At 38.5% G+C, this 12,410-nt stretch carries 13 protein-coding genes; all 13 read right to left on the bottom strand.

Annotated elements, in window-relative coordinates:
- Window positions 1-10 precede the first annotated feature (10 nt).
- A complete protein-coding gene (locus tag IGI49_RS03865; protein WP_429963425.1) occupies window positions 11-724 on the bottom strand; it encodes a winged helix-turn-helix domain-containing protein in 714 nt (237 codons plus the stop codon).
- 28 nt (window positions 725-752) lie between these two features.
- The gene (locus IGI49_RS03860) at window positions 753-1,478 is read right to left on the bottom strand and encodes a recombinase family protein (RefSeq protein WP_429964965.1); all 726 of its coding nucleotides are present in this window, start codon (window positions 1,476-1,478) and stop codon (window positions 753-755) included.
- Window positions 1,479-1,815: 337 nt separating this feature from the next.
- Complete coding sequence (locus tag IGI49_RS03855) at window positions 1,816-2,460, bottom strand: hypothetical protein (RefSeq protein ID WP_429963424.1); 645 nt, start codon at window positions 2,458-2,460, stop codon at window positions 1,816-1,818.
- 11 nt (window positions 2,461-2,471) lie between these two features.
- Complete coding sequence (locus IGI49_RS03850; protein ID WP_429963423.1) at window positions 2,472-3,317, bottom strand: hypothetical protein; 846 nt, start codon at window positions 3,315-3,317, stop codon at window positions 2,472-2,474.
- Window positions 3,314-4,048 (bottom strand): LPXTG cell wall anchor domain-containing protein, encoded by a 735-nt coding sequence (locus IGI49_RS03845; RefSeq protein WP_429964964.1) that lies wholly within the window; start codon window positions 4,046-4,048, stop codon window positions 3,314-3,316. The genes IGI49_RS03850 and IGI49_RS03845 overlap by 4 nt, the downstream gene beginning before the upstream one ends.
- A gap of 41 nt (window positions 4,049-4,089) precedes the next feature.
- A complete protein-coding gene (locus tag IGI49_RS03840; RefSeq protein WP_429963422.1) occupies window positions 4,090-5,406 on the bottom strand; it encodes a hypothetical protein in 1,317 nt (438 codons plus the stop codon).
- 60 nt (window positions 5,407-5,466) lie between these two features.
- Entirely contained in the window at window positions 5,467-6,417 is a 951-nt protein-coding gene (locus IGI49_RS03835; protein ID WP_429963421.1) for a signal peptidase I, read from the bottom strand.
- Window positions 6,418-6,430: 13 nt separating this feature from the next.
- Window positions 6,431-7,531, bottom strand: coding sequence for a glucosaminidase domain-containing protein (locus IGI49_RS03830; RefSeq protein WP_429963420.1), 1,101 nt, complete (start codon window positions 7,529-7,531; stop codon window positions 6,431-6,433).
- A complete protein-coding gene (locus tag IGI49_RS03825) occupies window positions 7,531-7,836 on the bottom strand; it encodes a hypothetical protein (RefSeq protein ID WP_429963419.1) in 306 nt (101 codons plus the stop codon). Before IGI49_RS03825 ends, IGI49_RS03830 begins: the two co-directional genes overlap by 1 nt.
- A gap of 2 nt (window positions 7,837-7,838) precedes the next feature.
- Window positions 7,839-8,261 (bottom strand): signal peptidase I, encoded by a 423-nt coding sequence (gene lepB, locus IGI49_RS03820; protein ID WP_429963418.1) that lies wholly within the window; start codon window positions 8,259-8,261, stop codon window positions 7,839-7,841.
- Between the two features lie 87 nt (window positions 8,262-8,348).
- The gene (locus IGI49_RS03815) at window positions 8,349-9,482 is read right to left on the bottom strand and encodes a hypothetical protein (protein ID WP_429964963.1); all 1,134 of its coding nucleotides are present in this window, start codon (window positions 9,480-9,482) and stop codon (window positions 8,349-8,351) included.
- Window positions 9,483-9,503: 21 nt separating this feature from the next.
- On the bottom strand, window positions 9,504-10,430 hold the full coding sequence (locus IGI49_RS03810) for a hypothetical protein (protein ID WP_429963417.1): 927 nt from the start codon (window positions 10,428-10,430) through the stop codon (window positions 9,504-9,506).
- A 408-nt stretch (window positions 10,431-10,838) separates the two neighbouring features.
- Window positions 10,839-11,945, bottom strand: coding sequence for a tyrosine-type recombinase/integrase (locus tag IGI49_RS03805; protein WP_429964962.1), 1,107 nt, complete (start codon window positions 11,943-11,945; stop codon window positions 10,839-10,841).
- Between the last annotated feature and the right edge of the window lie 465 nt (window positions 11,946-12,410).

Genomic DNA, 12,410 nt, shown 5'->3' with positions numbered 1-12,410 from the left:
TGTCAACCTCTTACGCATGCTGGATCCAGAATTCGGAAAACTCGCTGCCCAGCTTGTACCCTCTACCCCATAAAGTAATGATAGTTTCACCAGTAATTCCGCCTTCTTCAAGCTTTCTTTTCAGCTTATTAATCAGACAAGAGAGCTGGCTCATGTTTGAAGGCGTTGGTCCTTCAGGCCATAATCGCTCACACAATTCAACTCGTGACAGAACCAATCCTTTTGAATATGCACTTAATAGATTTTCAAAAAGCTTCTTTTCTGTCTTGGAAAGTCTGGTTGTAAGTGGCTTTAAATCATCTTTTTCAGCATTGCCAAGAACTACGATCTTATTACTAACTATTTGGTTATCACGCATGTCTTTTTGAAGCTCATGTAATTTTTCGCGAATCTCTTCAAATGTTGCATCCTTTTTTAGGCTTCCAGACATTCCTTTTTCTTCCCAATAGACACTTTCTTCTTCATCCATTGTCTTTTCTACCATTCGTACCAAGAAAAAAGGATGATGCTTTAGCTGATTTAACACGATATCTACTTCTTCATTGCATAACGTTTCGCTTAAAAATACCCAATGAAAATAAGATAAAAATGAAGAAGACGTATACTTTTGTAAATGATAGAGTAAATCTGCTGAACATAATGTTTCAAAGTTTAATCGTCGTAATTTTCCAATAATTTCTTCTTCTGATACTATATTCTTTGTCAAAATCAATGCATGTTGCATTAGAATCACCTTCTCTTTTTATCTTCTGTTAGTTTTTTTCTTTTTCAATAGGATCTGCAGTCTCAGTATCCAACAGCACATTCCAGATGATAATTAAGGTTACTGCAATACAAATGACTACTTGTATCCATAATTGGTCAAAATAGGATTCAGCCAGCTTAATACTAAATATTGCCAATAAAAAACATAAGACTAATATTACAGCCAACTGAATTTGTTTTAGATCTTGTTGAATGCGATAAACGGTTTCTAGCGGCACCCGTTTTTGACGTGCAACCTGACGGATTGTTTGTTTTTCTACTAACAACCAAATGATTTCGCGGTACAGTTTTCGTGCTTCAGGTTCCTTGCTGAAAAGAGAGTAGGCTGCTTTACTGCGTTCTCTTTCTTTTCCTAACTTAAATAAAGTTGGATGCAACAAACGATCGTTATGTATAGACCAACGAAATACTTGACGCCACTCTTCAATGGTTAAATGTGGCAGTGTCAATACATCTAAAGTCAACTCCAACGCTTCTAATTGATCTAGGCATGCCAAGATTTGTCGATAATCTCGTGAAATCACTTCCCAGGACGTGATGACTACGTGGTCGCCTGACTGTGCAAAATTTAGCAACGCCTGAAATTCGCTAGCAGGAGAATTTATTGCCTTAATCTCCTGATTTCCATCAGAAAAAAGCTCCTCTATTGGATAATCCTCTAACATGTCTAGCTGCTGATTAAATTGATACCCTCGTGCATAGCCAAGATTCATGATTCTTTCCCCTTCTATCTCAAGTTTTCCTTTGTTTGATTTTTTCGAGGTGGTGTTGCTTTCTGAATCGGTCGTCTCTGTTCTTTCAAGCGAGATAGACGGACCAGCTTTATCTGGATATCTTTTTGACTCTTTATCAACGACATGAGTAGATAACTGTGAACAATTAATGCGAGTCCTAACACCAGCAACAATAAATAAACCACCGAATTCCACGCTTCCTTCTATCTATAAATACTCTCATTCGTGCCTAAAATTCTTGAATCAATAATTATTAGCCGAATGTTATTCTTTTTAAAAAAGGGATACAGAAGAGTCCTGTGTCCCTTTTTCAACATTACTTTTCTACAAGAGCCTTTAACTTGTCATCAACTGCCTTCAGCGTTGGATCAGCAGGAACTGCTCCTTGCCACCAAGCATCCCGGTACACATACTCTGCACAATTCACTGCTTCAACTTTAATTGAAATAGTAAAAGCAGATTGGTGATACATTTGATGGAGGCTGTTATCGAGTTTAATTGAATTGAACAAAGGTTCTGTATTTTCCAATGGTTTCACAGCTTCTTTTATATAGTAGTAATAGCCATCACCACCATATTTCCAGTCCACTGTATTTAATTGCTCTAATATTAAGTCCGTTCCAACAGCGATAGGCAAAGCTTGTTTGCTTTGAGGATCATCTGCAACATCCACCTGTGTTTCCGGCAATACCATTACCCGAATAAATTGTTTGATGGTTCCAGTGTTTTTAACCGTTACTTTCTTTGTTCTACTTTGATTCTTATGAATTTCAGTGATTGCTTCATCAAAGTCCTCATCAAGCTGGGTTTCTATTTGTCCAATTTGAAAATCAGTTGTTCGACGGTCTTTAGCTGTCATCGCAGCATAAACAAAGTAACTACCACCAAGCAAAAGGAGGACGAGAACAATTGAAACAAGTAAGTAACTCAGTTTTCGAGCCAATGGCTTTTTCCGTTTCATCTTGCTCCTCCTTATTTATATAGTTGGTCCTGGTACATGTTATAGGCGAAATCAGTAGAAGAAATCCCCCAATCAGAGTACAATTCTCTGGTAATATCGTGGGCATCCATTTCAGGAACCAATTTGTAAAAAGCTCCTTTATACTGATTCAAATAGGCTGGATTTAACGTAACACTAGTTAATAAACTGGTGGAGCTTTCTCCAGCTTTAAGTACTTCTGAATAATAAAAGAAACCATTCTCGTAATACCAGTAAGCAGAGTCTGTCCCCGATGGTTGCGTGTTGCTGTCAAATACCTTCCCGCTTGTAAAATTTAGTTGAATCGCAGGCATAGGTTCTGGTCGTGTTCCTTGATAGACATATGGCAGATCCTTCAATACATGATTGGCTTTATAATGCTTATTTGCACTGATTTCATAGGTCTTGCCGACAATCCAGGTACTAGTATCCTTCAAGCTTATAACCGGAAGAACCGGGGTTCCATAAGACATAAGATCCCCATTTCCATTGCCCGGACTATGATTATCCTTCACATCTGTTTCAAAACTAACAAATGATTCGGTTAATGATAGCCGTACAATTGCCGGAACTTCTCCATTGTTTGTCACCCGTATTTCTTTTGCTTCCTTTGTTCCAGGAGCGAAGTGACGAACCATATCGAGATTTCCGTCAATCTTGGCGGACAGTTTTCTTTGGTTAGCTTCCGTCCTATTTACTCGTTCATCATTGGAGGTAATCCAGGCATAGGTACTTCCTGTTACTAATAATAAACTCAACAAAAGAGAGAAGAAGGCGAACAGACCTTTGCTTCTAACAAATGTATGGAACAAATGACGACGCTTATCGCGCTGACTCATACCTCCTCCTCCTCTCGACGTTTTTTCCATAAGAACAAGGCAATCAAGACCAATAATAATCCTGATAGAAATTTGTAGACAATGTGTTCACCCGTTTGGGGCAACCGCTTTCCGTTTGACTGAACACTGGGTTCTATTTTAGGTAAAGTTGGGTTTTCAATAGAAGGCGTAGGTTCTTCAGATACAGAGGGTTTAGTTGGCTCGATCGGCTGATCTTTTGTCCCTACAAATGTCCAGTAGAAGTTCAGCGCGCTTTTTTCCCGCAAATTTTCATTTGTTAATTGGGAATCTACCGCAAATTCAGCGATCATGAGTTTATCTGTTCCATACTTACATACTCCTAATTCCAATGGGACTTTACTCCAATCTTTACCGCTATCACCTAATAGCGAGCCTTTATAGATTTGTTCGCCATCCAAGGTTAAGGTCATGGTAATGTGGTTTTTCCAATCTAACGATCCGGTTGAGTCTATTTCTTCAACCAGCATGCCTAAAGAAAAGGGGTCTTCTAAGTCCAAACTACGAATAGTTATCTCTTTCTTGTACACATCTCCTGGGAGAATATCCACTAAATCAATATAATATTCTCCGTCAGATGTGGCATACATTCCTTCAGAATCCCCGATCACCATGCCGGGAGGAAGTGCTTTTGCCGCTTGTACTGAGTACGTACTGCAAAAGAAGAAACAGAAACACAGGATGCTGCTTAATACTGTTGTAAGTTTTCTCAACATCTGCCACTTCTCCCTTCATTTCATGGTGTCCTTTTCAATTAAATGCCTGCTTTAAGTTTGTTCACAATTAGTAAAGTATCACCAGTTGGTGCTGAACCTTCACCTAAGTTCCAACCTGCTGTGTCAATTAGCGCATCCGCATTGGCTTGAACAGCTTCCATTTTCACAATCAAATCATACGAAGCATTGGTGTATTCAGTACCCATTGCACTTTCAAAGACTAGTTTTTCTAATAGATTCTTCGTTGTTTCGCCTGATTTCACTGGAACTGTGTAATAGAACCAGCCATCATCTGCGTTGTAAACCCATTTATTACTATCTAAAGCAGTCGTATTTGTCATATCTGCACTGTATCCAATACGGATATTATTCTTACCTAAACCGTTTGTATCTGCCTGAACCCCCTTATTACCAGTTGCTGTCGGGATTTGATCTGCTACTGTTGCTGGTGTTACTGTTGGAAGACCAGCCGCATTGGTATAACCTAGTCCACCGAAAGTATAGTCGTAATCTACGCTATAACGAACACCGTCAGTACCAAGCAATGCTCGACCTGTCGCTGCACCATCTTCATCTGGTAGAGAAGATTTTGCCCAGTTAACGGCTGTATTCTTATAGCCATTTTCATAGTAACCGTATTTCACATTACTTAAGGTAAAGTTCCAGTCTTTTGCATCAAGGCTACTGTTTTCATTGTTCACTGCAATATCAAAACTCATTGCTTGATATTTGTTTTTGCTTGCATCATACCCAACATCGCCAGGTTTTTTTCCAGAGTTATCTGCATGGGTGAAGTATTCATGCATTAATTTAGATTCGTAACTGATTTTTTCAACGCCAGTAACTGCGTCGACTGTTTTTCCACCCTTAACCAATAGCTTCACGTTGTCATCTGCAGGTGTTGCTAAACCGGTAATCTGACCCGCAGGTACAATAATAAAACCATCTTTGTAAGTTTGATCCCCATTAAAATTGATCGGCATATGCTTGTTCAAACCTGAATCGTTCGCCACATACGTATATTTCGCTCCAGTAACTGAACTTGAATCGTACTTTTCAGCACCTAATTTATCCAAATGCTTCAACACTTCTTCGTAAGATACACGAACAAATACACTGGCTGTACCCGTGTTGGATACGGCTACTTCTTTGGTTGCTTCGGTTCCTGGTACCAATGGTTTTGGTTCCCAAGTTTCTTTCACCGTTACACTGTTGTCATTAACCGCTGCCGATTCCGCTCGGTTAATCCGTTGATCCTGTGCAGTAATCCAGGCAAACGTCCCGGAGATGGCTGCGATTAATGCTAGAGCTGCTGCAGCTGCCATCAGCTTTTTCTTCTTACTATTCTTCTTCATTTCTTTTCCTCCTATACATCCTTTTTTTACTTTTATATAAATACTTGTAAATACAAGCAGTTATACCCCTCTTGGATAATTCTTTTGTTTCATTCGTTTCCTCGCTGGTTCTGGCTGTAGAAAATAAGCTTTCAGAACTAGGAAGAACCCGAACGTTGATAAGACACACACTAAACACAACCACAGATTTTCCTGAACAAAGTTCAGAACACCACCCATTTTCGGAATCACAAAGGTTACTTTTCCGTAAACTCGGTCTGCCGAAATCGGTGGATCCTTACTATTATTGGCATCCCCTTTAGTAACAATATAGTCGCCTTTTTCCCCATTTAGTTCGTCTAAGCGCTCAACCATTCTATGTGTTAGGTAACGATCCCCATCTCCAACTTGGAAGGTAACAATGTCGCCTTCTTTCACCTGACTGCCGTCGGTCATTTTCACTAGCACTATGTCTCCAGCATAGAATCCTCTTGAAGGCGAATCGGGTTGCGGTGCCATCGAATTGGTTAAGACTTGATAGAAACGATAACCAAAGATAGCAGTATCGGATTTTTCACTAAAGGCAAACATCAAAGAGCTCAATAAAATCCCAATCGTTAAGGTGTAAAAGAATAGGTTATACACGAACAGGAAGATCTTACGATTCGTGGATTTCTTTGCCTCCTGTAAGGGTGGCATTCCTTGTTGGGTGGGTACCGGCCTTTGAGGTCGCGCCCTTGGCGGTGGTGTCCGCTGCCGTTCATAGCCATAATCAGCTGGTCGTGGATTGCCATAACGTTCTGGCACACCTCGCGCTGGATAAGGATTGTGCTGAGATTGAGCTAACCGTCGTGGATCACCCTCTTCACGATTTCGATTAGCTGGTCGTTGGGGCGGATACGGTCTTCTGTCGTCATAATCCTCTTCATAGTCACCCCTTCTAGGTGGTCGGCGATTGGAAGGGGCACGTTCATGATACGACGGTTCGTCAAAATCATAATCATGATCCCGATATTCACGTTGTCTCGACATATCTCCCCTTCTTTCATTGGACAATTCGATTGCCAGTCAGCTGGTTGGCTGGCCGTTGAGCAGCAGGCGGAATAACAATTACAGGTTGCTTTGTTTGATTGACCTGAATTTCTTGCCCGCTGCTTTCGTTAGATGCTTCAGTCATCTGTTTTTCTTCTACGACAGCGTCTGATTTGATTTGATCAGTAGCTGGTTTTTCTTGCTCTACTTCATCATTTGTCACTGGCTCCTGATCATAGAAGCTTAAATTGTATGCTTCGATTAGTGCAATCAATTTCTTGTCATAAGCCGTATCGGTTGCGTACTTTCCAGTTAAGGCTTTCGCTGCTTCACGGAAGGTTGCTGCATTTGATTTCCACGTTTCTTGATAAAAACCAGTATTTCCTGAAGGTCCTTTTTTCAAAAGGGAAGCATAATCTTCCAATGAGTCTTTATAGCTGGGATACTGGCGAAAAGCTGAACGGATCGTATAGAGTTGTCCGTCGCCTTTATCCTCTTGGGTACTAAAGGACACTTGCTTTCCTTGATAACTGCCTTTAATTCCAAACAAATTATGATACGGCGGACGAGCCAATTGACTGTTTCCAGATCCGGTTTCTAAAATTGCCTGTGCGATCATCACTGAGGCATATATGTCTTCGTTCCAGGCAATCGCCTGAGCATCTTTTCCAATTGTTTGGATGAATTCTTCGGTCGTTTGATTCTTTGTCACCGAAAGCTGGTAATTCTCTTCTACCTTCGTTGCAGGTACTACGGATATCTGATCTTTGACAACTGCTTCCGGAACTGTCTGTGAAGCAACTGCAACTGACTCTTCTGTTGCCTTTTCTGATTCCTTCGATGTAGTTATTGAAGCGGTCGGTTTCCATTCTACTGACTCACTTTCCATAATTTCTTCTGTAGAAAAATCTACTGAAGAACTAGTTGATGCTATTGGTTTTCCACTAGTTGTACTGACAGCGGTGTTGCTAGCTGCCACACTAGATACGGCCCCCTGCTGAGACGAAACTAATTCCTTCGTTTCAGCTGATACTATCAGCTCTATTTGTGTTTGATAACCCGTAGTGATAAAAATGCCTGTTACTAAACTACCAAGTAAAATCTTACCCTTCATTAAGGGTTCCGCCTTTCTTGTGGACGTGGTTGAGGGCGTTCTCTCGGTTTTCTTGGTCTCGCTGCCGTTTGTTGAAGTTTCAATAGAACACTGTGATAATGTAAAGCTGTCATTCGTAAATAAACAGCTAATATCATCAATAACAGTAGTAAAAATAATTGGCTGACCGTTACAACCTCCTGAAAATCAGTAAAGTAGAAGAAGATTCCCAACACAATAACTCCCAAAAGTACAACCAAAGAGAAGAGCCAATATACCCAGTACCAAAAAGAATACCATTCAATTTTTTCTTGTAATGTCTTCATACTTATTTGTTCCCCTCTTCGACAATTCCTAAAATTTGTTTTTCTGCAACCAAACCAAACATTCGACTATCTTTCGAAATGGCCCGATTATCTCCAAGCACAAAATAATAATTTGGAGGGATCGGCTGGTCATACAGGTCATCCCAGTCAAATGAATCTGTTTCGGATGCAAATCTGTCAGCAATTACTTTCCCACTAATAAATAATTGACCACCTTTAACGTCAATCCGCTCTCCTGGTAGTCCAACAACTCTTTTAAGGTACAACGCTTCAGGATCGTCTGGAGGATGAAGTACTACTACGTCAAAACGATTAGGTTTGTGATGTGATATCACTTGGACCAGTTCCTGTTCCCAAAATGTTGGATTCATAGATTCACCACTAACTGAATATTTAGGATAAAGCCAAGAATAAAGCCGGAACAAACTTAAAAAAACTAAGTAAGTGGAAATGAGTAAGCCAACAAACCTGACTGAATAACTTCTTTGGCCAATAGATTTGTCCTTTTTACCTCAGCCAACCTCCTGGGCAAAGTTAGGTGAAATTTCCTTATGCTCTCTTACATATTTTTCTAGTATCGAGCTCTCACCTTGCAAAAGATCAAAGTAAGCAGCTTTCCCCAATAAATTGTCGTAATCCATTTTCATCAGTTTCACATAGGGTTTTCTAAACCAGGGTCTAGTATGGACCTTAGCTCGAGATTCAATAACTTGGCATTCATACAGTACAAAATGAATATCCCGTGTAGAAAGGTTTGCTTTAATCTGCTTCACTTGATCTCGTTCGTAAACTAATTTATTACCTGTAACAGTCATTTTTTCAGTCTTATTAATCATTTCACCATTCAAATTCCACATTTGCTCTAAAAAGCGAGCTTTTTGCAATAGGTAGGTATACTCTCGTAAGCTGATTGTTAACCGTTTATCCCAGTCGCTTTCCTCTTTGGTGTAATCTTGATCAAAGTATTGAATACCGCTGTGAAGCATAGAAAGTTCAAGCTTTTCAATGACCATTTCAAGCTTCTGATTGACTGCCCTTAGACGAGCCTTGCTTTGACTCTCTTGTCGAACATTCTCTTCTTGAACAGGATTAAACATCGTCTCTACTGCTTGTGTTTCAGTCTGATTAACTACTTCTGAATTTTCGTTTGTTGTTTTCTTTATGTGTTGTTCGCCTAAGTCTTTTATCAATTGTTCAACATGCTTGACTGGGTCTGATTCCAAAAGTGGGAATTGCTGGCTTAAGCTTTCTTCCAAACGAACAGCAAAAGGAAAACCTGTTTCTTGATAGACCAGAGGTATAAAATCAACACGATACGTTTGTCTCCCGTACTTAGGAGGTTCCGTTTGGATCTTCGTCCACGCAAATTGCGGAAAGAATTGATGGATTGCCTGCCAAAAATCTGACCAGTCAAATCCTTCTGCTGCGATTAACAACTCAACATGGTAACTGCTATCCATAAATTGAAACAACTGTTGAAAATGTTGAAGAATTTTTTCTCGTTGTTCATTGCTTAATGTTCCGTGAGGTGCATATAGATATTCACAAGTTTTTTCGATTTCTACTAAAACCGGAAACGAAATTAGTTCCTCCTGCATTGCAGGAGCAGGGGTAGGGTATAAGGTCACTTGACTATCGAATTGCATCACCAACGTTCACCCTTTCTGCTATTCATCTTCTAGCAATGCATCACTGTTAGCCAATAAACGCACAAAAAATTGTGTTGTTTCTTCCTGCACAGATCGTAGACGTTTGCGGTAATTTTTTATTTCCTGCTTCATCACACGCAATTCAAGAGAAGCATCATGAAGTACTTGGTGAGCTTCTTGTTCGGCCTGACTTCGAATTCCTTTAGCTTCAAACTCTGCGCGTTCTAAAATGGCACGTTCCTGTTTCTTGGTTTCAATCAGAATAGTTGCCAATTCAGCCTTCATTTCTTCATTATCTGTTTGAGCCTTTTTTAGTTCTTCAATTTGCAAGTGCGCTTGCACTAAAGCTTCTGATTGATCCTTTTGATTGTTTTGTAATTGTGTCCTTAACTGTTTGTTTTGCTCGCCTATTTGATCCAGTTGTTCCTCGTGATCAATTTTCTGATCCTTTAATTGTTGTTTAATCTGTTCTTGCAGCTTTTGGATGGCTTTTTCTTTGTCCATTTTTTGTTCTTGTAAACTTTGTTCTTTTTCCGTTAGACTAGATGCCATATTGGTCATTTCAGTATGTTTAATTTCTAATTGATACTTTAGCTGTGATACAGTTTCCTCCAAACGCTCAATCTCTTGCTGAGTTATAGATTCCTGTTGTGCTGCGGAGTCTCTATCAATATCTTGGGAGAAATTTATTCGCTCTTCATTGTTAGATTGTTTCTCATATCGTTGGTCATAATATTCATCAATGTTCGCTCTTCTTCGCGGTCTGTTCCGATCATTACGACCATATTCAGAATATGTTTCAACTGGGCGTTCAAAATCATCTTCTGGATACGAATCATATTCGTACTCTCCTTCATACCCTTTGTTATCATACTCATCATAAAAATAGTCATCTTGTTGCTGTTCCTGATATGCGTCTCTTTTTTGCTTGCCAAACCCGAACATTCAGGCTCCTCCTTTGCTCTACTTTTGTTTCTTTAAGGATCTATAACTTTTCTAATAATTTCCTTCTAATTTCACCTCTTTCCTTAGGTCCGTGATATACTTTTTACTAAGAGAGACTTGATTTTCTTTCTTAGTTTTAGTAAAACTAAGAAAAGTCTCAAAGAAAACTATGCAACAACAAAAAAGAGCTACCATTTGACGGTAACTGACGGGTTAAATATTTATATTTAATGTCCCAAAAGATTTAAAACATGTCATTTAATCAGTAAAATCATTAGTAAGAAGAATCTTAACTCAACAAGAATTAATGAATCTACTTTTTTTAAACTATCCACAATGTAAGCGTTTTCTTGGAAAAAGATAAAAAAAGACCCGCTATAACGTATTTCAGTTATTTTTGAAAACGTTTTAGCTAATTGCTTTTTCCATTTGTGCTATAACTTGGATACGCTGTTTCATTAACGAACCAGCATAAGTATCCAAAGTCATCTGTGTGGAGCTGTGCCCCATTAAGGCACTCACACTTACAACATCTCCGTTGCTTTCAAGACAACGAGTAGCAAATGTATGACGAAGCTGATGGAAATGGATTTTATCTAAACCAGCTTTACGCCGAATTGCATGAAAACGATATGTTAATAGGCGCGGTTCAACCGGTTTCTGCTTATTCGAAACAACAAAAGTACTGGAAGATTCTATTTTTTGTTGAATTAAAATCCGCTTTAGTCTTTCACTCATTGGAATAGTTCTAGTAGCGGAATGAGTCTTGGAATCTGTATATATTAATATTGTTTTACTGCCTTCTCTGACATTCAAAGTTCGCTGGTAAGTCGTTTTAATATGGATCAGATTATATTGAAAATCAATGTCTTTCCAGCTTAGGGCTGCGATTTCACCAATTCGTAAGCCAGCATGAAGGGCTAAAAATACAGGTAGACCATTTCCATTTTTTTCACATAAAGCAGCCTTTTCTAACTGATGTTGTTCTTGTAATGTAAGGGCCTGATTTTTTTCCTTGATTACCTTTGGAAGTTTAATTGATTTAAATGGATTTTCCTTAATGAGTTTTTTATGAACAGCAAAATTCACACATTGATTCACAATTCGAAAAATCGAGTGAATTGTTGAAGCTTTTAGTTCACGCTCTTGAAGTGACTGAAGTAATTCTTCACTAATGTTCTCATTTAGCTCATTTAAGCGATACTGACCAATCACTGAAAGTACATAGTGGTTCAATTTGTGTTTATAGTTTGCATATGTAGATTGTTTAATGGCAACACTTGTTTCATTTAGCCATATATCTCCCCATTCCTGTAAAGAAATAGCAGAGTTGCCTTGAATTTCCTGAATTAGTTGATATTTTAATTTAAGTGGATAAAGCTTCTTACGAACGGCCTGCAAAGTTTTACCGTACACTGATCCATATTTAGTTTTGCCATTGGATTTTTTTCCAATTGGATACCTTCCTTCCCATCTTTTATCTTTTCTTCGATAGATATTTTCGCCTCTACGCATGTTTTTCTCCTTTTCTAAAAATCGACGGTAATTTTGACGGTAAATAGATTCTATTCTATTAATACCGTTGTTGTCAGTTTTTTGAACTAGCATTTCGTTCCATCTAAGTGTCAAAAATTTATTTTGATTATTTTTTAAAAAGATATTGCGTATTTTTTCTTCGTAATCTATAATAAAAAACGTGAAGTAAAGAAAAAATAAACAAGCATTGTTTCTAATCCTCCTTCTTCATGGTCTTACTAAAACTAAGAAAATTCTACTCTTTTAATAGCAACAATATTTTTCATTCCTAACTCTGTAAATAAAATAAGCAATTAGATTTGCTCAAGAACTTATTATATAATTTCCTCAAAAATTTATCATCAACTTTCTGCATTATGTTTTTTTCTAATTAACAACCAAACCATTTTAAAACTTCCAGTTTAATCTAACAAAAATATATCTAAAACTATCTAACTTTAGTTT

This window comes from Enterococcus sp. AZ071, assembly GCF_050499065.1.
Classification (GTDB): Bacteria; Bacillota; Bacilli; order Lactobacillales; family Enterococcaceae; genus Enterococcus_A; species Enterococcus_A ferrettii.
Note: the sequence above shows the minus strand (reverse complement) of the source record. Positions and strands in the feature narration are given on the sequence as shown.

What these genes read in the sequence shown, in the direction of transcription:
- IGI49_RS03840 (WP_429963422.1), bottom strand. Translation starts at nt 5,406, where the DNA reads ATGAAGAAGAATAGTAAGAAGAAAAAGCTGATGGCAGCTGCAGCAGCT.
- IGI49_RS03810 (WP_429963417.1), bottom strand. Translation starts at nt 10,430, where the DNA reads ATGTTCGGGTTTGGCAAGCAAAAAAGAGACGCATATCAGGAACAGCAA.
- IGI49_RS03815 (WP_429964963.1), bottom strand. Translation starts at nt 9,482, where the DNA reads ATGCAATTCGATAGTCAAGTGACCTTATACCCTACCCCTGCTCCTGCA.
- IGI49_RS03865 (WP_429963425.1), bottom strand. Translation starts at nt 724, where the DNA reads ATGCAACATGCATTGATTTTGACAAAGAATATAGTATCAGAAGAAGAA.
- IGI49_RS03830 (WP_429963420.1), bottom strand. Translation starts at nt 7,531, where the DNA reads ATGAAGGGTAAGATTTTACTTGGTAGTTTAGTAACAGGCATTTTTATC.
- IGI49_RS03825 (WP_429963419.1), bottom strand. Translation starts at nt 7,836, where the DNA reads ATGAAGACATTACAAGAAAAAATTGAATGGTATTCTTTTTGGTACTGG.
- IGI49_RS03835 (WP_429963421.1), bottom strand. Translation starts at nt 6,417, where the DNA reads ATGTCGAGACAACGTGAATATCGGGATCATGATTATGATTTTGACGAA.
- IGI49_RS03855 (WP_429963424.1), bottom strand. Translation starts at nt 2,460, where the DNA reads ATGAAACGGAAAAAGCCATTGGCTCGAAAACTGAGTTACTTACTTGTT.
- IGI49_RS03860 (WP_429964965.1), bottom strand. Translation starts at nt 1,478, where the DNA reads ATGAATCTTGGCTATGCACGAGGGTATCAATTTAATCAGCAGCTAGAC.
- IGI49_RS03805 (WP_429964962.1), bottom strand. Translation starts at nt 11,945, where the DNA reads ATGCGTAGAGGCGAAAATATCTATCGAAGAAAAGATAAAAGATGGGAA.
- IGI49_RS03850 (WP_429963423.1), bottom strand. Translation starts at nt 3,317, where the DNA reads ATGAGTCAGCGCGATAAGCGTCGTCATTTGTTCCATACATTTGTTAGA.